Annotated in this window: 18 protein-coding genes; 13 read left to right on the top strand and 5 right to left on the bottom strand. The window is 63.1% G+C overall.

Annotated elements, in window-relative coordinates; all coding sequences use genetic code 11:
• Nucleotides 1–45: 45 nt before the first annotated feature.
• The 4 genes from rsmA to PST29_RS27440 are packed head-to-tail and all read right to left on the bottom strand — an operon-like array spanning nucleotide 46 to nucleotide 5,969.
• A complete protein-coding gene (gene rsmA, locus PST29_RS27455; RefSeq protein ID WP_016967935.1) occupies nucleotides 46–858 on the bottom strand; it encodes a 16S rRNA (adenine(1518)-N(6)/adenine(1519)-N(6))-dimethyltransferase RsmA in 813 nt (270 codons plus the stop codon).
• Nucleotides 855–1,844, bottom strand: coding sequence for a 4-hydroxythreonine-4-phosphate dehydrogenase PdxA (gene pdxA, locus PST29_RS27450; protein ID WP_060844788.1), 990 nt, complete (start codon nucleotides 1,842–1,844; stop codon nucleotides 855–857). The genes rsmA and pdxA overlap by 4 nt, the downstream gene beginning before the upstream one ends.
• Complete coding sequence (surA, locus tag PST29_RS27445; RefSeq protein WP_042942111.1) at nucleotides 1,841–3,157, bottom strand: peptidylprolyl isomerase SurA; 1,317 nt, start codon at nucleotides 3,155–3,157, stop codon at nucleotides 1,841–1,843. The genes pdxA and surA overlap by 4 nt, the downstream gene beginning before the upstream one ends.
• Entirely contained in the window at nucleotides 3,138–5,969 is a 2,832-nt protein-coding gene (locus PST29_RS27440; RefSeq protein WP_060844787.1) for an LPS-assembly protein LptD, read from the bottom strand. Before PST29_RS27440 ends, surA begins: the two co-directional genes overlap by 20 nt.
• A 130-nt stretch (nucleotides 5,970–6,099) precedes the next feature.
• On the opposite strand from PST29_RS27440, the gene PST29_RS27435 reads away from it, so the two are divergent.
• Genes PST29_RS27435 through PST29_RS27425 form a run of 3 tightly spaced genes read left to right on the top strand, consistent with a single transcriptional unit; the run spans nucleotide 6,100 to nucleotide 8,565 of the window.
• Nucleotides 6,100–7,125, top strand: coding sequence for an aminoglycoside phosphotransferase family protein (locus PST29_RS27435; protein ID WP_060844786.1), 1,026 nt, complete (start codon nucleotides 6,100–6,102; stop codon nucleotides 7,123–7,125).
• Nucleotides 7,122–7,796: an N-acetylmuramate alpha-1-phosphate uridylyltransferase MurU gene (murU, locus tag PST29_RS27430; protein ID WP_060844785.1), complete on the top strand. Its 675-nt coding sequence runs from the start codon at nucleotides 7,122–7,124 to the stop codon at nucleotides 7,794–7,796. The genes PST29_RS27435 and murU overlap by 4 nt, the downstream gene beginning before the upstream one ends.
• Nucleotide 7,797: 1 nt before the next feature.
• The gene (locus tag PST29_RS27425; RefSeq protein WP_060844784.1) at nucleotides 7,798–8,565 is read left to right on the top strand and encodes a TerB family tellurite resistance protein; all 768 of its coding nucleotides are present in this window, start codon (nucleotides 7,798–7,800) and stop codon (nucleotides 8,563–8,565) included.
• Nucleotides 8,566–8,625: 60 nt separating this feature from the next.
• Here the strand turns inward: PST29_RS27425 and PST29_RS27420 are convergent, their stop codons facing one another.
• Nucleotides 8,626–9,615 (bottom strand): alpha/beta hydrolase family protein, encoded by a 990-nt coding sequence (locus tag PST29_RS27420; protein WP_060841367.1) that lies wholly within the window; start codon nucleotides 9,613–9,615, stop codon nucleotides 8,626–8,628.
• 74 nt (nucleotides 9,616–9,689) lie between these two features.
• On the opposite strand from PST29_RS27420, the gene PST29_RS27415 reads away from it, so the two are divergent.
• The 10 genes from PST29_RS27415 (at nucleotide 9,690) to trpE (ending at nucleotide 21,859) form a co-directional block, all read left to right on the top strand.
• Complete coding sequence (locus PST29_RS27415) at nucleotides 9,690–12,089, top strand: PAS domain-containing sensor histidine kinase (protein ID WP_060844783.1); 2,400 nt, start codon at nucleotides 9,690–9,692, stop codon at nucleotides 12,087–12,089.
• A gap of 13 nt (nucleotides 12,090–12,102) precedes the next feature.
• The gene (locus PST29_RS27410; RefSeq protein WP_060841365.1) at nucleotides 12,103–12,732 is read left to right on the top strand and encodes a response regulator; all 630 of its coding nucleotides are present in this window, start codon (nucleotides 12,103–12,105) and stop codon (nucleotides 12,730–12,732) included.
• Nucleotides 12,733–12,993: 261 nt separating this feature from the next.
• Complete coding sequence (locus PST29_RS27405; protein ID WP_060841364.1) at nucleotides 12,994–14,118, top strand: ABC transporter ATP-binding protein; 1,125 nt, start codon at nucleotides 12,994–12,996, stop codon at nucleotides 14,116–14,118.
• A gap of 43 nt (nucleotides 14,119–14,161) precedes the next feature.
• Nucleotides 14,162–15,205: an ABC transporter substrate-binding protein gene (locus PST29_RS27400; RefSeq protein WP_060841363.1), complete on the top strand. Its 1,044-nt coding sequence runs from the start codon at nucleotides 14,162–14,164 to the stop codon at nucleotides 15,203–15,205.
• Nucleotides 15,206–15,353: 148 nt separating this feature from the next.
• On the top strand, nucleotides 15,354–16,601 hold the full coding sequence (locus tag PST29_RS27395) for an ABC transporter permease (protein ID WP_060841362.1): 1,248 nt from the start codon (nucleotides 15,354–15,356) through the stop codon (nucleotides 16,599–16,601).
• Between the two features lie 13 nt (nucleotides 16,602–16,614).
• Nucleotides 16,615–17,439, top strand: coding sequence for an ABC transporter permease (locus PST29_RS27390; RefSeq protein ID WP_016963813.1), 825 nt, complete (start codon nucleotides 16,615–16,617; stop codon nucleotides 17,437–17,439).
• Nucleotides 17,440–17,581: 142 nt separating this feature from the next.
• Complete coding sequence (locus PST29_RS27385) at nucleotides 17,582–18,730, top strand: iron-containing alcohol dehydrogenase (RefSeq protein ID WP_060844782.1); 1,149 nt, start codon at nucleotides 17,582–17,584, stop codon at nucleotides 18,728–18,730.
• Between the two features lie 80 nt (nucleotides 18,731–18,810).
• Nucleotides 18,811–19,485 carry a ribulose-phosphate 3-epimerase gene (rpe, locus tag PST29_RS27380; RefSeq protein WP_060841360.1) on the top strand — a complete coding sequence of 225 codons (675 nt, stop codon included), beginning with the start codon at nucleotides 18,811–18,813 and terminating at the stop codon, nucleotides 19,483–19,485.
• Nucleotides 19,482–20,300, top strand: coding sequence for a phosphoglycolate phosphatase (locus PST29_RS27375; RefSeq protein ID WP_060841359.1), 819 nt, complete (start codon nucleotides 19,482–19,484; stop codon nucleotides 20,298–20,300). The genes rpe and PST29_RS27375 overlap by 4 nt, the downstream gene beginning before the upstream one ends.
• Before the next feature lie 71 nt (nucleotides 20,301–20,371).
• Nucleotides 20,372–21,859 carry an anthranilate synthase component I gene (gene trpE / locus PST29_RS27370; RefSeq protein WP_060841358.1) on the top strand — a complete coding sequence of 496 codons (1,488 nt, stop codon included), beginning with the start codon at nucleotides 20,372–20,374 and terminating at the stop codon, nucleotides 21,857–21,859.
• Nucleotides 21,860–21,863: the final 4 nt, after the last annotated feature.

Genomic DNA, 21,863 nt, shown 5'->3' with positions numbered 1-21,863 from the left:
GACATCCTGTCCGGCGTCCTACCCGATCTCGGGCAGAGGTAACGCTCAGTCGGCAGCAGGCTTGGGCTGGTCGGCCAACTGATCGGCCAGGCGCACGAAAGCGGCCAGGTCCAATTGCTCGGGGCGCAGGCTGCCGTCGACGCCGGCGGCTTCGATCTCGGCGCTGCTGAGGAGGGCCTTGAGGGTGTTGCGCAGGGTCTTGCGGCGCTGGTTGAAGGCTTCGCGCACGATGCGTTCCAGCAGTCGGTGATCCTTGGCCGGGTGTGGCAGTACCGCATGGGGCACCAGGCGCACGATGGCCGAGTCGACTTTCGGTGGCGGGTTGAAAGCGCCGGGACCGACATTGAACAGGTGTTCCACGCGGCAGTGATACTGGACCATGATCGACAGGCGGCCCCAGTCACCGCCGCCGGGTCCGGCTGCCAGACGCTCGACCACTTCCTTTTGCAGCATGAAGTGCATGTCGCGGATCAGTCCGGCGTTCTGCAGCAGGTGGAAGATCAGCGGAGTGGAGATGTTATAGGGCAGGTTGCCGACCACCCGCAGGCTGCTTGGCGCCGCGCCCAGGGTGTTGAAGTCGAACTTCAGGGCATCGCCCTGATGCAGGTTGAAGTTGCTCTTGCCAGCGAACTGCTGGTTGAGGATCGGGATCAGGTCCTTGTCCAGCTCCACCACATCCAGCTGCGCGCCGCTGCCCAGCAGGCCTTCGGTCAGGGCGCCCTGGCCCGGGCCGATTTCCAGCATGCGGTCTTCGGGTTTGGCGTGGATGGCCCGCAGGATGCGGTCGATGACGCCGGCGTCGTGCAGGAAGTTCTGACCGAAGCGCTTGCGCGCCCGGTGTTGGTATTGCTCGCTCATAAACGGTTCTCGGCCATCTGGTAGGCGGTTTCCAGGGCGACCTGCAGGCTGCCGGTGTCGATCTTGCCGCTGCCGGCCAGATCCAGGGCGGTGCCATGGTCGACGGAGGTGCGGATGATCGGCAGGCCGAGCGTCACATTGACGGCCGCGCCGAAGCCTTTGTATTTCAGCACGGGCAAGCCTTGGTCGTGGTACATCGCCAGCACTGCGTCGCAGTGCTCCAGATATTTGGGGGTAAACAGAGTGTCGGCTGGCAATGGACCGCGCAGGTCCATGCCTTCATTGCGCAGGCGCTCTAGGGTGGGTTCGATGATGTCGATTTCTTCGCGGCCCAGGTGTCCGCCTTCACCGGCATGAGGGTTGAGCCCACACACCAGGATGCGTGGCTGGGGGATGCCGAACTTATGCTGCAGGTCGGCATGCAGGATCCGTGTGACCCGCTCCAGGCGCTCGACGGTGATGGCGTCGGCAATCTCCCGCAAGGGCAGATGGGTGGTCACCAAGGCTACGCGCAGACCACGGGTGGCCAGCATCATCACCACTTGTTCGGTGTGGGTCAGGTCCGCGAGAAATTCGGTATGCCCGGAAAAGGCGATTCCGGAGTCGTTGATCACGCCCTTGTGCACGGGGGCCGTGATCATGCCGGCAAAGTGCCCATCCAGGCAGCCTTGGCCGGCGCGAGTCAGGGTTTCCAGGACGAAGGCGGCATTGGCCTGGTCCAGCTGGCCGCTGACCACCGGTTTGCCCAGGGGCGTGTCCCAGACATACAGGCTGTTTGCGGGGGCGGGTTGACTCGGCAGTTGCTCCAGGGTCACCGGCAGCAGATTGACTGCCACACCCAGTTGCGCGGCCCGCTCAAGGAGCAGGTCGCGGCTGGTAATGGCTATCAGGGGGTAAGGCTGGGGTTGCGAGGCGAGCAGCAGGCATAGGTCAGGACCTATACCCGCCGGTTCGCCGGGTGTCAGAGCGAAACGTCTGGGTTTCACTGTGCCGCCTGTTCAGCGCCAGGCAGTTTGATTTCGACGTAGGCCTCGTCACGGATCTGCCGCAACCAGGTCTGCAGCTCTTCGTCGTACTTGCGGTTGCGCAGGACGGTCATGGCTTGTTGCTCACGGGCCTGGCTGGTGCTGTCGGTGGCGCGACGGCCAAGGACTTCCAGTACGTGCCAGCCATAAGGACTCTTGAACGGCTTGGACAGCTGACCTTGTGGGGTCTTGGCCATCACTTCGCGGAATTCCGGTACCAGGGCGTTCGGGTCGATCCAGTTCAGATCACCGCCGTTGAGTGCCGAGCCTGGGTCTTCGGAGTAGCTTTTCGCCAGTTCGGCGAAGTCTTCGCCGGCTTCGATGCGCTCGTAGAGCTTCTGCGCCAGGCGCTTGGTCTCTTCTTCGCTGCGAATTTCGCTTGGCTTGATCAGGATGTGGCGTACATGCACTTCGTCACGCACCTGATTGCCGCCACCGCGCTTGTCCAGCAGCTTGAGGATGATGAAACCGCCTGGGGTGCGTGCTGGCTGGGTGATGTCGCCAACGGCCATTGCGCTCAGCTCGCGGTCGAACGGTGGAGGCAGTTGAGCGGCTTTACGCCAGCCCATGTCGCCGCCTTCCAGGGCGTTATCACTGCCGGAGCGGGCAATCGCCAGCTGGGCGAAGTCCGCGCCTTGCTTGAGTTGCTGGTACACGTCCATGGCCTGGCGGGCGGCACTCTGAATCGCTTCGGAGTTGGCGCTTTCCGGGGTCGGGATCAGGATATTGGCCAGGTGCAGTTCTTCGGAGAGCTGCATCTTGCCCAGGTCCGAGGCCAGGAAGTTCTTCACCTCCTGCTCCGACACCTGAATGCGTTCGGCCACACGGCGTTGACGCACGCGGCTGATGATCATCTCGCGGCGAACCTGATCACGCGCGTCTTCATAAGACAGGCCATCGTGAGCCAGGGCGGCGCGGAACTGCTCGATGCTCATGCTGTTGCGCTGGGCAATGGTGCCGATGGCCTGGTTCAGCTCTTCATCGGTGATGCGGATGCCGGAACGCTCGCCAATCTGCAGTTGCAGGTTTTCAACGATCAGGCGCTCCAGAACTTGCTGTTCCAGAACGCTGGTAGGTGGCACGCCACCGCCACGCTTGGCGATGGTTTGCTGGACTTCGTGAACCCGCTGGTCCAACTGGCTCTGCATGACCACGTCGTTATCGACGATGGCCACGACCTTGTCGATGGACTGCACCGCGGCGCTGGCCGCGGTACTCAGGAACAGCGCGCCCAGCATCAGCGGGCGCAGACAATCAGAAAGCTTGGTCTTCACGTTCACGATAACCTTGGATGCCTTTGTCGAGGAAGCTCTCTACTTTGGTGCCCATGACGCCACCGAGACCCTTCAGAACAATTTGGAGGAAGATGCCGCGGTCGCCTTTCTCGTTTTCCGGAGCGTTCTGACTGAACTCGTCATACTTGACCCAGTAACGGCTGATCAGGCGCAGTTTCCAGCAGCAGTTGTCGTATTCGAAACCACCGAAGGCCTCGAGCGTGCGGTTACGGTTGTAGTCGTACTGCCAACGGCTGATGGCGTTCCATTGCGGCACGATCGGCCAGATCACCGAGAAGTCATGCTGCTGGATCTTGTAGTAGTCCTTCACGTAGCCAGGTTGGCCTGCAGTTCCATAGCTGCTATCCATTTTCCAGGTGCCGCTGTTCTGGTCATAGCGGATCTGGTCGTTGCGATAGCGATAGCCGGCGTTGATAACCTTGTTCGGGTTGTCTTCGGGCTGGTAGTGGAGCATCGCACTGCCGGAACGCGGGCTGTGGCTGTCCGGGTCCCAGTTGTAGTCGGCAGTGGTACGCCAGTCGCGGTTGTAGCGGTACTCGTATTCAAGCGCGTAAGGCGAGACGTTGGACTTGGCGTCGGCGCGGGCGCGGTAGTCGATACCCGGGAGCTGGACAGTGCGGTCCTTGAAGTACAGAGCCTGGCCGACGCTGATGCGTTGACGCTGGAAGCCGTTGTCCTCGATCCAGCGGCTGGTTACACCCAGGGACAACTTGTTCTCGTCGCCGACACGGTCGGAGCCCGAGAAGCGGTTGTCGCGGAACAGCGAGGCGTAGTTGAAGGTGTATTCGCCGGTATCGAACACCGGGATGTCCTTCTGGTCTTCCTCGGGTACATAGAGGTAGAAGGCGCGCGGTTCCAGGGTCTGGCGGTAGTTCTTGCCAAACCATTGGGTGTTGCGGTCGAAGTACAGGCCACCGTCGAGGCTGGCGATTGGGACGCCGCGGTTCTGCGAGCTCTTGTAGGACTCGCCCAATGCCGAGGCGTTGTTTCTATTGCTGACCAAGTCGCCTTTGCCTTGCGCATCCAGATCAAGATTGTACTGGGTGTACATGTACTTGAGGGACGGTGTCAGGTAGCCGTAGCTCCAGTTCAGCGGCAGGCTGACGCCAGGCTTGAGGTTCAGGCGGTCACCGTTGGAACGGGCCAGCCCGGCAACGTTTTCATCCAGGCGGCGAGTTCCGATTGCAATGCCATTAGCATCGAATGGGCCGCCGTCCTTGTCAAAGTAGTTGCCTTTCATCAGGTCGCGCTCGAAGCGCACCAGCTCGGTCTCGTAGGTGAAATCCAGGCCTTGTGGGTGATATGGCAAGGCACCGTTGAAAGTGATTTGCGGCAGGCGGTTGTACGGGGTGATGTTGGACACGCTGGCCAGCTCGTACGCCTGTACGTTGAGGCGAGCGGTGTAGTCATCACCACGATAGGTCACGGCACCTTGCTGGTTGACGTAGTCGGTGGACGACTTCACGCCGAGCTGATCGGTCTGCAGATCCTGGAAGTAATAGGGATCGCTGATCTTGGTGTAGTCGACCTCGGTCATCAGACGCGAATCAAGCCCGCCCTTGTGCTGCCAGTTGAGCATGTAGCGGGTTTTTTCGTAGTCGGTCTGCTTGCTGCGATCGGTATCGTCGTCGTTGAGGTAAGCCGCGCCGAACTGACCTTCGCTGCTCTTGGTCAGGTAGCGGAATTCGCCTTCCATCAACAGGCCGCGCTTGGCCATGTAGCGTGGGTACAACGTGGCATCGTAGTTCGGTGCCAGGTTGAAGTAGTACGGCGTGACCAGCATGAAGCCGGTGTCGCCACCACTGCTGATGCTCGGTGGCAGGAAGCCGGACTGGCGACGGTCGTCGATCGGGAAGTAGATATACGGGGTGTAGAGCACCGGAATATCTTTGACCCGCAAGGTGACGTTGGTCGCAGTACCGAAGCCGGTGGCCGGGTTCAAGGTGATGTTGTTGCCCTTGAGCTGCCAGGCGTTGCTGTTCGGTTCGCAGGTGGTGTACGTACCATCCTTGAGGCGGATGATGGCGTTTTCCGCACGCTTGGCGTACAGCGCGCTGCCCCGCACCCGCGACTTGTGCATCACGTATTCGGCGTTGTCGACCTTGGCTTCACCGGTGTCGAGTTGCACGTCGGCGTGGTCGCCGACCATCAGCGTGCCGTTGTCGCGAATCCGTACGTTGCCGCTCAGTTCGCCACGGTTCTCGGCCTGGTACAGGTTGGCCTCGTCGGCCTCGACCTGCATGCTGCCCTGGCGCATGACCACGTCACCGGCCAGGGTCGCCACTTGTGCTTCCTGCTGATAACGCGAGGCCTTGGCGCCGATAAAGGTAGGGGCGTCACTTTTATTCGTCTTGTCATTCATGCCAGGACGAATCGGTTCGATATAGGAACCAGAGCAGTAAGGACCAGTCTCGGCCAATTGAGCGGCGGTGAGCTTCTCACGCGGCACCCAGTCGAGGTGGCTGTAGTCCGCACTGCGGGATTTCAGTCCACGGCCTTTGGCTTCGGTCACCAGCGTCGGCTTGTCGCCGCTGGCTGCTTCGCCCGCAGCGCCGGCATCAGCCGCTGTAGCAACGCTGGAGCTGACCGAGTTGGCGTCGTGAACCGGCCGTGGAGGCAGTTGGGCTGCGCTGGTTTTCGGCGCACAGGCCCAGCCACCCGAAGCAGAGACTGAGCAGTCATACTGTTCCGCAGCGACCACGAAGGAAGTGGCTAGAGGTTGCAGGGCCAGCAAACCGCCGGTAACCAGCAACGGGAATTTTTTACGAAACGCGGGGGATTTCAATGCCATCTTATTAGTCCGGGCTTCCTGCGTGCCATCTGCCCGCGGTGTGGGCCGCACGCCTCTCGATGGTCTGAAAAAGATGCTGGATAATAAAGCATGACCCGCTTGACGGCTAGCGCCGTCGGAGACCCTTGTAATGCCTGACCAAGATGTACGCTTGCAACACCTGAAAGTTTGGCTCGATGAGCAGTTGGCGATTGTTTACGCAGAGCAAGGCTGGGGCGAAGTGCCCCCGGCGACATTGACCGCGGCCAGTAGCGACGCGAGTTTCCGCCGTTATTTCCGTTGGCAGGGTGCTGACCGCAGCTTTGTGGTCATGGATGCCCCGCCCCCTCAGGAAAATTGCAAACCCTTCGTGGATATCGCCCATTTACTGGCGACTTCAGGCATCAACGTGCCGAAAATTTATGCACAGGACCTGGCGCGCGGCTTTCTGCTGCTCAATGACCTGGGCAACAAGACCTATCTCGACGTGATCGACGAGCACAACGCCGACGCGCTGTTTGACGACGCATTGCAGGCGTTGCTGGCGTTTCAGCAACTGCCGATGGAGGCGCCGCTGCCCAGTTACGATGTGGCTCTGCTGCGTCGCGAGCTCGAGCTGTTTCCCGAGTGGTACGTCGGACGCGAGCTGGGGATCACCTTCAGCGCGCAGCAACGTGAACAGTGGCAGCGGGTCAGCGATCTGTTGATCGACAGCGCGCTGGCGCAGCCCAAGGTGCTGGTGCACCGCGACTACATGCCGCGCAACCTGATGCTCAGTGAACCGAACCCGGGGGTTCTGGATTTTCAGGATGCGGTCTACGGTCCCGTGACCTATGACGTCACGTGCCTGTTCAAGGATGCCTTCCTCAGCTGGCCGGAGCCTCGGGTCCATAGCTGGCTCAGCGACTATTGGAATCGCGCCCGGGCGCTGGGAATTCCCGTGCAGGACGATTTTGCAGCCTTTCTGCGTGCCAGCGACCTGATGGGCGTGCAGCGTCACCTGAAGGTGATCGGGATCTTCTCGCGGATCTGCCATCGCGACGGCAAGCCGCGTTACCTCACGGATGTGCCGCGCTTCCTTGCTTATATAGAAGCGGTACTGGCCCGTCGTCCCGAGCTGGTCGAACTTGGGCAATTGCTGTGCAGCCTGCGCCAGTCCGCGGGGAGTGAGGCATGAAGGCGATGATTCTGGCGGCCGGCAAAGGCGAGCGCATGCGCCCCCTGACCCTGACCACCCCCAAGCCATTGTTGCCGGTGGCTGGCGTCCCTCTGATCGAATACCACCTGCGGGCCCTGGCTCGGGCGGGCTTTCGCGACATCGTCATCAATCACGCCTGGCTCGGCCAGCAGATCGAGGATGCGTTGGGCGATGGCCAGCGCTGGGGCCTGAACATCCGCTACTCGGCTGAAAGCGAGCCGCTGGAAACCGCAGGCGGAATCTTCCAGGCCCTGCCATTGCTGGGTGACCAACCGTTCCTGGTGGTCAATGGCGATATCTGGACCGATTACGACTTCGCCGCATTACGCCGCCCGCTGACCGGGCTTGCTCACCTGGTCATGGTGGACAACCCGGCTCATCACCCCAGCGGTGGTGATTTCTGCCTGGAGGACGGGATGTTGCACGACGCTCGCCCTGGAGTGGCGGCCCTGACCTTCAGCGGTATTTCGGTCCTGCATCCCGACTTGTTCCAAGACTGCGTGGCCGGTCCTTCCAAGCTCGCGCCACTGCTGCGCGAAGCCATGGCCCGGGACCAGGTCAGCGGCGAGCACATGCTGGGACAGTGGATCGACGTCGGCACGGTCGAGCGCCTGGCGCAGGTTGAGCGCCTGCTGCAAGCGAGTCGCTGATATGTGGTGGCCAGGGACTCTGATCGGAGCCGGAGCGGGTTTTGCAATCGCCAGCATTCCGGGGGCCATGCTTGGGGCATTGTTGGGGCAGGCGCTGGACCGGCGCCTGCAACTGCACAGCTGGGCACATGTGCGTGAGCGTCTGGGTGGACCCTCTGCGTTGCGCAACGATGAACTGTTGTTCGTGCTGTTGGGGCGCCTGGCGAAAAGTGACGGTCGGGTGGTGGATGGGCACATTCAGCAAGCACGCCAGGAAATGCGCTCGCTGGACATGAATGAAACAGCACAGCGCAGGGCCATCGCGGCGTTCAACCGGGGCAAGTCGGACAATGATCGTCTGCGCGGCTATCTGCGGCGCCTCAAAGCCCAGCCCCACGCTGCGGAAGGGGTGCTGCGCGCCTGCTGGCGCATGGTCTGGGCCGATGGCCGGGTAGGGCCGGCGGAGCGTGAACTGATCCAGCTCTGGGGCAAGTGGCTGGGCTGGACGTCGGAGCAGATCCAGGCCCTGGCACAGGAGTATGGTCCGGCAAGACGCGCGCTGGCCGAAGCGCCGTTGACCTATCAGGAGGCGCTACGTCTGCTGGGGGTCGCCGCCACCAGCGAGCCATCGCAGATCAAGCGCGCCTATCGACGACTGCTCAGCCGCCATCACCCGGACAAGATTGCCGGCAGTGGCGCCAGTACGGAGCAGATACGTGAGGCCACGGAAAAGACCCGGGAGCTGCACAGTGCCTATGCCCTGATCCGCCAGCGCCGGGACTTTCGCTGAGATCGATAAGCCTGGGCCGCGCCGCCGTCGTCGTTACTCAGGCGATGGCGGCCGGTGCCTTCAGCTGTCGGTCGGTTGTGGGTTCAGCCAGCCGCGGACCCGGCGGAACAATTGCTCTTGCTGGGCGGCAGCATTGCCCGGCACGGCCTTGAGCGGGATCTGGCTGAAGTTCGAATGCTTCAGGCGCTTGCTGGCTTGCAGCCGCTCCAGGGCGGCTTTCTGTGCGGCGCTCTTGTCGGCGTAGAAAAAGTCCGCAGTGGCCAGTTTCAGGGTCGGTGTCAGTTCCGCCAGTTGGGGCTTGCCGTTGGCCGGCGCTTGAGCGGCCACCATCACCAGTTTTTGCACTTGCGAGGGCTGCTTCTCGCTCAGGTAACGGGCAGCCCAGTAGGCGCCCGTACCGTGGCCCAGAAGCACGATACTGCGCGCATTCTGTTGTTCGGCGAAGGCCAGGGCCGCGTCGATCCGGGTAAAGATACGCTCGGCATCGGCCTTGACCTGTTCCTCGGTACTTTCCGCGACGACACGGTCGGCCACGTCGGTTTCGCCGCCGGCCACCTGTTCGATGGGCTTGGCTTCAGTGCTGGCGTCCTTGGCGGTGTTGCTCTTGTCGGTGGGGGCTGGAGCCGCCTCGACTACCCGCGGCTGGGCCGCTTCGCTGAGCATGTCCGGCAGGGTCAGGCTCAGGCTGCCCCAGTCGGTGTCCGGCAATTTGTTGCGCAGTGGCGCCACGGCTTGCGGCCAGTCAGCGGTTTCACCGGCGCCGGGGAGGATAATCACCACGCCCTTGGGGTCGCTGGTGTTGGCCGGCTTCCACAGGGCCAGGAAGGTGTCACCGCCGGCTTGCAGTTGTTGCTGCTCCTGGGCCGGCAACTGGCGTGCCAGGGCGCTGGCGTCTTCCTGGCTGCGCTCGGGCAGGGGTTGGCGTTGCGCCGGTTGTTCCTCGGGAGCCTTGGTTTCCGGAGCCGGATCGGCGGCTTGTGCAGAAAAGGTCCAGGGCAGGATCAGCGACAGGCACAATGCAGGCAGTGCCGAGCGGTGGACAAGGGGCATCGGATATTCCAGGCCAGAAGTAATTCCGGCAGCCTAATGGGTTGGTCAGTATTTGTCAGGGTGTGAGACTTCAGATGATGCTTTTTCGCTGCCTTTTGCTTATCGGCTGTGTCTGCCTTCCCTTGATAGGCTGGGCGGCGCCCACGTCTCCCGGGCCCATGGCGGCCTTGAGCCAGGAGCAGCGGCAATGGCTTGAGCAGCACCCGGAATTGCGCGTGGGGCTGGTGCTGCAGGCGCCCTTCGCTCAGTACGACCGGCGCCTGCAGCGTTTATCCGGCGCCAACGTCGAACTGATGCAGGCGTTGGCCCAGGCGCTGAAGATCGAGCTCAGCTGGCGCAACTTCCCTGATCAGGCACAACTGGAAAGAGCCTTGCGCGACGGCGAAGTGGACATGGCTCCGGGCCTGACCCAGACACCTGCCGGCCTGCGCCTGTGGCTGTTCAGCGACCCTTACATGCGCGTGCCGCAACTGGTGGTGGGGGAGCGCAAGGGGGCGGGCGCGGTCGAGCTGGAAAAGCTCGACAGCCAGGCCCGGGTCGCGGTGCGGATGCCCAGCGCGGTGGCCGACTACCTGCGTCAGACCTATCCCAATCTGAACCTGCAAGGGGTGCCCCTGGAGCGCCAGGCCCTGCAGTTGCTGCTGAGCCAACAGGCCCGTTATGCGGTAGTGGACGAGGCCCAGCTCAGTCGCCTGTCGGGGGAGGCGGAGTTCGCCGGGCTGGCGGTGGTGGGCGACATTGGCCTGCCGCAGCTGTTGCGGGTGGCGACCCGGCGCGACTGGCCGGAGCTGGCCAGCATCGTCGAAAGAGCCCTGCATGCGATTCCGGCCAAGGATCTGGAACAACTCCACAGTCGCTGGCTGCAGCCCAAGTACCCGCGGCTGGGGCAGTCCCCCGGCGTCTGGCAGAACCTCAGCCTGCTGTTGGTGATCCTGCTGTTGGCCAGCCTGGCGATCGTCTTCTGGCAGCGCCGTCAGCAACGCACCCTGGAGCAGCGGCTGTTGGCGGCTCGCGAGGACATCGCCCTGCGCGCCGCCAGCGAGGAAGCCCTGCGCCTGACGCAGTTTTCCATCGACCAGAGCACCGTGGGCATTCTCTGGGTCAACTGGGACAGCCACGTGCGCTACGCCAACCGCGCCGCCGAGGAGATGCTTGGCTATCCGGCGGGCGGGGTGATTGACCGGCCGTTGATCGATTTCGAACCCAACCTGCACATGGATCGTTGGCTCAACCTGTGGAAACGGGCCCGGGCCAGCGAGGAGGGCGTACAAAGCTTCGAGACGGAGTGTGTGCGCGCTGATGGCAGTATTCTGCCGGCGGACGTGTCATTGAGCTTCCTGCGCTTTCGCGACAGCGAGTACCTGGTGGTCTACCTCAACGACGTCACCGAGCGCCGGCGGGCCCTGGCGGCCCTGCGTGAAAGCGAAGCGCGCCTGCAGGGCATTGCCGCCAACGTTCCGGGCCTGGTGTTTCGCCTGGAACGGGCGCCGGTCACCGGGCAGATCGACTTTGCCTACATCAGCGAAGGCAGCGAAACCCTGGTGGGCTACCCACCGGCGGTACTGGCTCACCGGGACACCGGCCTGCGCAGCCTGGTGCACCCGGACGACAAGGCCAGCTACCACCAGACCCAGGACCAGGCCCTGGATACCGACAGCGACTGGTCCTGGCAGGGCCGCATCCTGACCCGTCAGGGGCAGCAGCGCTGGGCCGAGATCAAGGCCATTACCCGGCGCCTGGATGACGGCGCCTTCGTTTGGGACGGTATCGTCTGGGACATCAGCGAAAGCAAGCGCATCGAGCTGGAACTGGCCAGCTCCCGGGAGCAATTGCGCGAGCTGTCGGCGCACCTGGAGAGCGTGCGCGAGGAAGAAAAGGCCCGCATTGCCCGGGAAGTCCATGACGAACTGGGGCAGATGCTTACCGTGCTCAAGCTGGAAACGTCCATGTGCGAGCTGGCCTATGCCCAGCTCGACCCGGGCCTGCATGAGCGCCTCAACAGCATGAAACGCCTGATTGCCCAGTTGTTCCAGCTGGTGCGAGACGTGGCCACCGCCCTGCGGCCGCCGATCCTCGATGCGGGCATTGCTTCGGCCATCGAATGGCAGGCCCGACGGTTCGAGGCACGGACCCAGATTCCCTGCCTGGTGCAGGTGCCGGACAACCTGCCGCGTTTGAGCGACGCCAAGGCCATCGGCCTGTTTCGCATCCTCCAGGAGGCCCTGACCAATGTCATGCGTCATGCCCAGGCGCATACTGTGGAACTGTACCTGACCCTGGAAGGCGCGGAACTGTGCATGAGCATCAGCGATGACGGTCTTGGTTTCGACACCGCTTCGGCACGGCCAACCTCCTTTGGGCTGGTGGGCATGCGCGAGCGGGTGCTGATCATGGGCGGCAGCCTGGTGCTGCAAAGCGAGCAGGGCGAAGGCACCACCTTGAGCGTCCGGGTGCCCCTGGATCCAGAACAATAACGAGGAGAAGCGCGTGATCCGTGTACTGGTAGCCGAAGACCACACCATTGTCCGCGAGGGCATCAAGCAGCTGATCGGGTTGGCCAAGGATCTCACCGTGGTGGGGGAGGCGAGCAACGGCGAGCAACTGCTGGAAACCCTGCGCCAGGTGAGCTGCGAGGTGGTGCTGCTGGACATCTCCATGCCCGGGGTGAACGGTCTGGAGGCGATTCCGCGGATTCGCGCGCTGAACAACCCGCCGGCGATTCTGGTGCTGTCGATGCACGATGAGGCGCAGATGGCCGCCCGGGCGTTGAAGATCGGCGCTGCCGGCTACGCCACCAAGGACAGCGACCCGTCGCTGCTGCTGACCGCGATCCGCAAGGTGGCCTCGGGCGGACGCTACATCGATCCGGATCTGGCGGACCGCATGGTCTTCGAAGTCGGTCTGACCGACGCCCGCCCCTTGCATTCGCTGCTGTCCGAGCGCGAATTCTCGGTCTTCGAACGCCTGGCCCAAGGGGCCAATGTCAACGACATCGCCCAGCAGCTGGCGCTGAGCAGCAAGACCATCAGCACCCACAAGGCGCGGCTGATGCAAAAGCTCAACGTCACGTCCCTCGCCGAGCTGGTGAAGTACGCCATGGAGCACAAGCTGCTCTGACACCTGCTCCAGTGCTCTCTTCACCTCCCGGGGAGGGCACTTATCCATTTGCGACATCCCCGCCCTCAGGCTTTTGCCGTTTCTTGCCGCTTGTAGCTTGTCGCTGGCCACTGCCCTTACCCAATCCCGCCATCCTTGTAGGGCAATCCCTACAGACAACCTTCCAGGCGGCTGAGGCGAATCTCTCCTGAGCCCCGATTTGCGTGACCTGCGCGCTCCACTAGGCTTGCTCCACAGCCGTCTAAAACAAAAGGTGTGGGTATGAGCGAGGTCGTTTCAAGCGCTGGGGCCAACGATGTTCTGGTCAGTTTTCGTGGTGTGCAGAAGAGCTACGACGGCGAGAACCTGATCGTCAAAGACCTCAACCTGGAAATTCGCAAAGGCGAGTTCCTCACCCTGCTGGGGCCGTCCGGCTCCGGCAAGACCACCAGCCTGATGATGCTGGCCGGTTTCGAAACCCCGACCGCCGGCGAGATCCAGCTGGCCGGCCGCGCCATCAACAATGTGCCGCCGCACAAGCGCGACATCGGCATGGTGTTCCAGAACTACGCCCTGTTCCCGCACATGACCGTGGCCGAGAACCTCGGCTTTCCGCTGTCGGTGCGGGGCCTGGGCAAGACCGACATCAGCGAGCGGGTCAAGCGCGTGCTGAGCATGGTCCAGCTCGATGCCTTCGCCCAGCGCTATCCGGCGCAACTGTCCGGCGGCCAACAGCAGCGGGTGGCCCTGGCCCGCGCCCTGGTGTTCGAGCCGCAGCTGGTGCTGATGGACGAACCCCTCGGCGCCCTCGACAAGCAACTGCGCGAACACATGCAGATGGAGATCAAGCACCTGCACCAGCGCCTGGGCGTGACCGTGGTCTACGTGACCCACGACCAGGGCGAAGCCCTGACCATGTCCGACCGGGTGGCGGTGTTCCATCAGGGCGAGATCCAGCAGATCGCTCCGCCGCGGACCCTCTACGAAGAACCGAAGAACACCTTCGTCGCCAACTTCATTGGCGAGAACAACCGTCTCAACGGCCGCCTGCACAGCCATAACGGCGAGCGCTGCGTGGTGGAGCTGGGGCGTGGCGAGAAAGTCGAAGCGCTGGCGGTGAACGTCGGCCGCATCGGCGAGCCTGTGACCCTGTCCATCCGGCCGGAGCGCGTGAGCCTCAACGGCTCCAGCGAAAGCTGCGTCAACCGCTTCTCCGGGAGGGTGGCGGAATTCATCTATCTGGGCGACCACGTCCGGGTGCGCCTGGAAGTCTGCGGCAAGAGCGACTTCTTCGTGAAACAGCCGATTGCCGAGCTCGATCCTGCGCTGGCAGTGGGTGACGTGGTGCCGCTTGGCTGGCAAGTCGAGCACGTTCGCGCGCTTGACCCGCTTCTAGAGGCGAATTGATCGCCCCCCTGCAACACCAACCTGCACGTGGAGAACACAATAAATGTTGAGATCCCTGAAATTCACCGCCCTGGCATTGGGCATGATGGGTGCGGCGCACGCCATGGCGGCGGGCCCGGACCTGACCGTGGTGTCCTTTGGCGGGGCGAACAAGGCGGCTCAGGTCAAAGCCTTCTACGCACCGTGGGAAGCAGCGGGCAACGGCAAGATTGTCGCTGGTGAATACAACGGCGAGATGGCCAAGATCAAGGCCATGGTCGATACCAAGAGCGTGTCCTGGGACCTGGTGGAAGTGGAATCTCCTGAACTGTCCCGTGGTTGCGACGAGGACATGTTCGAGCAACTGGACCCGGCGCTGTTCGGCAAGAGCGAAGATTACGTCAAGGGCGCTATCCAGCCGTGCGGCGTGGGCTTCTTCGTCTGGTCCACGGTGCTGGCCTACAACGCCGACAAGCTGAAGGCAGCCCCCAGCAGCTGGGCCGACTTCTGGGACACCAAGAAATTCCCGGGTAAACGCGGCCTGCGCAAGGGCGCCAAGTACACCCTGGAATTCGCCCTGATGGCCGACGGCGTCGCGCCCAAGGACGTGTACAAGGTGCTGGCCGGCAAGGACGGCCAGGATCGTGCCTTCAAGAAACTCGATGAGCTCAAGCCCAACATCCAGTGGTGGGAAGCCGGCGCCCAGCCGCCGCAGTACCTGGCTTCCGGCGACGTGGTCATGAGTTCGGCCTACAACGGCCGGATCGCCGCAGTGCAGAAGGAAAGCAACCTGAAGGTGGTGTGGAACGGCGGCATCTACGACTTCGACGCCTGGGCCATTCCAAAAGGCTTGGACAAGGCTCGCGCCGAAGCGGCGAAGAAGTTCATCGCCTACTCGGTCCAGCCGCAACAGCAGAAAACCTATTCGGAAAACATCGCCTACGGTCCTGCCAACACCCAGGCCGTGCCGCTGCTGGCCAAGGACATCCTCAAGGACATGCCGACCACCCCGGAAAACATCGCCAACCAGGTGCAGATCGACGTCAGCTTCTGGGCTGACAACGGCGAGCAGCTGGAACAGCGCTTCAACGCCTGGGCAGCCAAGTAACCACCCCCTGCTGTTGTAGGAGCGAGCTTGCTCGCGAAGGCGTCATCAGCATCAACCCTGATGTTGAAGGATGCCCTTCGATTTGCGGCCAAGCCCGCTCCTGCCGCCTGGTGGCTTGTATTCGAAAGATCGATTCGCGGAGTTTGTCATGACCATCACCGTTCCCCTGAACGCGGTCACCGGCCCGACCTTGAAGCAGCGGCTGGCCCGTGCCGAGCGGGTCAACCGCTGGAAGGCGCAGGCCTTGATCGCGCCCCTGGTGCTGTTTCTGTTGCTGGTGTTCCTGGTACCGATCGTGGCGCTGCTGTACAAGAGCGTCGGCAACCCGGAAGTGGTCGGCGGCATGCCGCGCACGGTGGCGGCCGTGAGTGCCTGGGACGGTCGTGGTCTGCCCGGCGAAGGGGCCTACAAGGCCTTGAGCGAAGACCTGGCGGACGCCCGCAAGAATCAGACCCTGGGCGACCTGTCCAAGCGCCTGAACATGGAACTGGCCGGCTACCGCAGCCTGCTGACCAAGACCGCCCGCGCCTTGCCGTTCAAGGCCGAGCCCGAATCCTATAAAGAAGCCATGGAAAGCCTGGACGAGCGCTGGGGCGACCCGGCCTATTGGCAGGCGATCCGTCGCAACACCAGCAGCCTGACCCCTTACTACCTGCTGGCGGCGGTGGACCATCGCATTGATGATCTGGGCGAACTGGCCCCGGCCACCCCGGACCAGGCCATCTACCTGGACATCTTCGCCCGGACCTTCTGGATGGGCCTGGTGATCACCGCCATCTGCCTGGCCCTGGCCTATCCCCTGGCGTACCTGCTGGCCAACCTGCCGGCACGCAAGAGCAACCTCTTGATGATCCTGGTACTGCTGCCGTTCTGGACCTCGATCCTGGTGCGGGTCGCGGCCTGGATCGTGCTGCTGCAATCCGGTGGCCTGATCAACAGCGCGCTGCTGGCCATGGGGGTGATCGACAAACCCCTGGAGCTGGTGTTCAACCGCACCGGGGTCTACATCTCCATGGTGCACATCCTGCTGCCGTTCATGATCTTGCCGATCTACAGCGTGATGAAAGGCATCTCGCCCACCTACATGCGTGCGGCGATTTCCCTGGGTTGCCATCCGTTCGCCAGCTTCTGGCGGGTGTACTTCCCGCAGACCTACGCCGGGGTCGGCGCCGGTTGCCTGCTGGTGTTCATCCTGGCCATCGGCTACTACATCACCCCGGCATTGCTGGGCAGCCCGAACGATCAGATGGTCAGTTACTTCGTCGCCTTCTACACCAACACCAGCATCAACTGGGGCATGGCCACGGCCCTGGGCGGCCTGCTGTTGCTGGCGACCGTCGTGCTCTATCTGATCTACAGCTGGCTGGTGGGCGCCAGCCGCCTGCGCCTGAGCTAAGGAGAGAATCGAAATGCTGAGCCCCTACATGTCTCCCGTCGAACGGGTCTGGTTCTACAGCTTGCGGATTCTCTGCGGCTTGATCCTGTTGTTCCTGGTGTTGCCGGTGCTGGTGATCATCCCGCTGTCGTTCAACTCGGGCAGCTTCCTGGTGTACCCGTTGCAGGGGTTCTCGCTGCACTGGTATCAGGACTTCTTCGCCTCCGCCGAATGGATGCGGGCCCTGAAGAACAGCATCATCGTGGCCCCGGCCGCCACGCTGCTGGCCATGGTCTTCGGCACGCTCGCGGCCATCGGCCTGACCCGTGGCGACTTTCCCGGCAAGGCGCTGGTCATGGCCCTGGTGATTTCGCCGATGGTGGTGCCGGTGGTGATCATCGGTGTCGCCAGCTACCTGTTCTTCGCGCCGCTGGGCATGGGCAACAGTTTCTTCTCGCTGATCATCGTGCATGCGGTGCTCGGGGTGCCTTTCGTGATCATCACCGTGTCGGCGACCCTGCAGGGCTTCAACCATAACCTGGTGCGCGCCGCGGCGAGCCTCGGGGCTTCGCCCTTGACCACCTTCCGCCGGGTGACCTTGCCGTTGATCGCGCCCGGGGTCATCAGTGGCGCGCTGTTCGCCTTTGCCACCTCGTTCGACGAGGTGGTGGTGACGCTGTTTCTGGCCGGTCCGGAGCAAGCGACCCTGCCACGGCAGATGTTCAGCGGCATCCGTGAAAACCTCAGCCCGACCATTGCCGCGGCGGCGACGCTGCTGATCGCCTTTTCGGTGATTCTGCTGCTGACCCTGGAATGGCTGCGCGGACGCAGCGAGAAGCTGCGCACCGCCCAGGTGTAAACCCTTCGCTTTCCCCGCCCGGGCCACTGACTGTGCTCCCGGGCGAGGGGCAGCAGGGCATTCGTCCGCTGAATAGGCGACAACCGATAATCCACGTCTACGCTTGTGCCAGCTTCCACCTTCTATATAAGAGGCTGCGCACATGAGTATTTCCTCTTTCAAGATCGCTCATAAGCTGCTCACCGGCAGTACCGCCATCGAGCAACTGGCTGCTGAACTGACCCGCCTGGATGTCGACAACCCGCTGATCGTCACTGATGCCGCGCTGCTCGAGTCGGGCACGGTGGCGCTGGCGTTGGCCCATCTGGGGGAGCGCGATTACGAGATCTTCGACCGGGTGCTGCCCGATCCGGAAATCGCCATCGTCGAAGACTGCATGCAGGTTTACCGCGAAGGCGGGCATGACGGGCTGATCGGGCTGGGGGGCGGCAGCGCCATCGACATTGCCAAGAGTGTCGCGGCCTATGCCGGCTATCACGGCGCCCTGGAAGACCTGTTCGGCATCGATCAGGTGCCGCGCAAGGGGCCGCCGCTGATCGCCATCCCCACCACCGCCGGCACCGGTTCGGAAGTCACCAACGTGGCGATACTGTCCGACAGGGCCGCGCAACTGAAGAAGGGCATTGTCAGCGACTACCTGTTGCCGGACGTGGCCCTGGTCAGTCCGCAGATGACCCTGACCTGCCCCCGCAGCGTGACCGCCGCCAGTGGCGTCGATGCCCTGGTGCACGCGATTGAAGCCTATTTGTCGCTGAGTGCCTCCGCGATCACGGATGCCCTGGCCATAGGGGCCATCAAGCTGATCGTCAAGGCGCTGCCCAAGGCCTTTGCCAATCCGGCCAACCTGCAGGCCCGGGAGGATATGGCCACCGCCAGCCTGATGGCGGGCATGGCCTTCGGCAATGCCGGGGTGGGGGCGGTGCATGCGATGGCCTATCCCCTGGGTGGCCGTTTCCATATGTCCCACGGGGTCAGCAATGCCTTGCTGCTGCCCTATGTCATGACCTGGAACAAGATGGCCTGTGTCGAGCGTATGCAGGATATCGCCGACGCCATGGGGGTGCAGACCGCGCACTTGAGTGCCGGCGAGGCCGCCGATCGGGCCGTGGAGGCGATGACCGCCCTGTGCGCCGCGGTGGAGATTCCCAGTGGCTTGCGCAGCTTTGGCGTGCCCGAAGAGGCGATTCCCGCCATGGCCGTGGAGGCCGCGGGGATCGAGCGTCTGATGCGCAACAATCCGCGCAAGCTGAGCCCCGCCGATATCGAGAAGATCTATCGCGCGGCTTACTGAACATCGCGGTTACGGTGTGCGCCCCAAAGCATGAGGTATACAATGCGCGCCATCGTGATTCCGCTCAAAAAAGGTGCGTCATGCAGCCCTTCGCTATTGCTCCGTCGATTCTCTCCGCCGACTTCGCCCGTCTGGGCGAGGAAGTGGACAATGTCCTGGCCGCCGGTGCCGATATCGTCCACTTCGATGTCATGGACAACCACTATGTGCCGAACCTGACCATCGGCCCGATGGTCTGCTCGGCGCTGCGCAAGTACGGGATCACCGCGCCGATCGATGCGCACCTGATGGTGACCCCGGTGGACCGCATCATCGGCGACTTCATCGAGGCGGGCGCGACCTACATCACCTTTCACCCGGAAGCCACCCTGCACGTGGATCGCTCCCTGCAGATGATCCGCGAAGGCGGTTGCAAGGCGGGCCTGGTGTTCAACCCGGCAACCCCGCTGGACGTGCTCAAGTACGTGATGGACAAGGTCGACATGGTGCTGCTGATGAGCGTCAACCCGGGTTTCGGCGGGCAGAAGTTCATTCCTGGGACCCTCGACAAGCTGCGTGAGGCACGGGCCCTGATCGATGCCTCCGGCCGTGATATCCGCCTGGAGATCGACGGTGGGGTGAACGTCGGCAACATCCGTGAGATCGCCGCAGCAGGCGCTGACACCTTTGTTGCCGGCTCGGCGATCTTCAATGCGCCGAACTACCGGGAAGTCATCGAGAAGATGCGCGCCGAACTGGCGCTGGCGCGCTCATGAGCGCATTTGAGCAGCTGTTCCCGGGGCGTCTGCCGCGGCTGGTGATGTTCGACCTGGATGGCACTCTGGTCGATTCGGTGCCGGACCTCGCGGCCGCCGTGGATCAGATGCTGCTCAAGCTGGGGCGCAAGCCTGCGGGTATCGACGCGGTGCGCGAGTGGGTCGGCAATGGCGCGCCGATGCTGGTGCGCCGGGCCCTGGCCAACAGCCTGGAGGCCCAGGACGTCGACGATGTCGAGGCCGAGCACGCTCTTGAGCTGTTCAATGCGGCCTATGAGGACAGTCATGAGCTGACCGTGGTCTATCCCGGCGTGCGCGAAACCCTCAAGTGGCTGCACAAGCAGGGCGTGGAAATGGCCCTGATCACCAACAAGCCCGAGCGTTTCGTCGCCCCCTTGCTGGATCAGATGAAGATCGGCCGGTATTTCCGCTGGATCATCGGTGGCGACACCCTGCCGCAGAAGAAGCCGGACCCGGCGGCGCTGTTCTTCGTGATGAAGATGGCCAGCGTGCCAGCCTCGCAGTCGCTGTTCGTCGGCGACTCGCGCAGTGACGTGCTGGCGGCCAAGGCCGCGGGGGTCAAGTGCGTGGCGCTGAGCTACGGCTACAACCATGGTCGGCCGATTGCCGAGGAATCCCCGGCGCTGGTGATCGACAACCTGCGGGCGCTGATCCCCGGTTGCTTAGAACCTGCCGCTGAGATAACGTTGCCCGACGCTGTTCCATCCCCTTCTGGAAATTCCATCGTGGTGGTCACTCGCAAACTCTGGATGAAAGTCATCAAGGCCTTGGCCCGTTGGCGTTGGCGCGCCTGATTTTTGTCTGGCCGGCCCTGCCGGCGTGTTTGCATACCTGACTGTTAGACCCTCAAGCCACGAGGCATCCCATGATTCGCGAAGAATTCCTGCGTTTGGCCGCAGCCGGTTACAACCGTATCCCGCTGGCCTGCGAAACCCTTGCCGACTTCGACACGCCGCTGTCGATCTACCTGAAACTGGCCGATCAGCCCAACTCCTACTTGCTGGAGTCGGTGCAGGGCGGCGAGAAGTGGGGGCGCTATTCGATCATTGGCCTGCCGTGCCGCACCGTATTGCGTGTGCAGGGGCACCGGGTCAGCGTGACCCATGACGGGATCGAGATCGAAAGCCATGAAGTGGCCGATCCACTGGCCTTCGTCGAGGAATTCAAAGCCCGCTACAACGTACCGACCATCGCCGGCCTGCCGCGTTTCAACGGCGGCCTGGTGGGGTACTTCGGTTATGACTGCGTGCGTTATGTCGAGCCGCGCTTGGGCCAGTGCCCGAATCCGGATCCGATCGGCGTGCCGGATATCCTGCTGATGGTTTCCGATGCAGTGGTGGTGTTCGACAACCTGGCGGGCAAGATGCACGCCATCGTGCTGGCCGATCCGAGCCAGGACAATGCGTTCGAAGCCGGCCAGGCGCGTTTGCAGGAGTTGCTGGCACAGCTGCGCCAGCCGATCACCCCACGCCCCGGGCTGGATTTCAGCAAGCAGTCGGCGGCGGAGCCGGTGTTCCGCTCCAGCTTCACCCAGGGCGACTATGAGCGCGCGGTGGACACTATCAAGGAGTACATCCTGGCCGGTGACTGCATGCAGGTGGTGCCGTCCCAGCGCATGTCCATCGATTTTTCGGCCGCGCCCATCGACCTGTACCGGGCGCTGCGCTGCTTCAACCCGACGCCTTACATGTACTTCTTCAACTTCGGTGACTTCCATGTCGTGGGCAGTTCGCCGGAGGTGCTGGTGCGGGTCGAGGACAACCTGATTACCGTGCGGCCGATTGCCGGTACCCGTCCGCGGGGCGCTACCGAGGAAGCCGACCTGGCCCTGGAACAGGACCTGCTGTCGGACGACAAGGAAATTGCCGAGCACCTGATGCTGATCGACCTGGGGCGCAACGACACCGGTCGCGTATCCGAAATCGGTAGCGTGAAGCTCACCGAGAAGATGGTCATCGAGCGTTATTCCAACGTGATGCACATCGTCTCCAACGTCACCGGTCAATTGAAGGCCGGGCTGACAGCGATGGATGCTCTGCGGGCGATCCTGCCGGCGGGGACGTTGTCCGGGGCGCCGAAGATCCGGGCCATGGAAATCATCGACGAGCTGGAGCCGGTCAAGCGCGGCATCTACGGCGGCGCCGTGGGTTACTTCGCCTGGAACGGCAACATGGACACCGCGATTGCCATTCGCACCGCGGTGATCAAGAACGGTGAGCTGCATGTACAGGCCGGCGGCGGGATTGTTGCCGACTCGGTGCCGACCCTGGAGTGGGAAGAGACGCTGAACAAGCGTCGCGCAATGTTCCGTGCCGTGGCACTGGCTGAACAAACCCCCGCATCCAAGGCTTGAGGAG

Origin of the sequence: Pseudomonas sp. St29, assembly GCF_001547915.1 — a bacterium.
Classification (GTDB): Bacteria; Pseudomonadota; Gammaproteobacteria; order Pseudomonadales; family Pseudomonadaceae; genus Aquipseudomonas.
The sequence above is the reverse complement of the archived record's forward strand: the minus strand, read 5'-3'. Positions and strand labels throughout refer to the sequence as shown.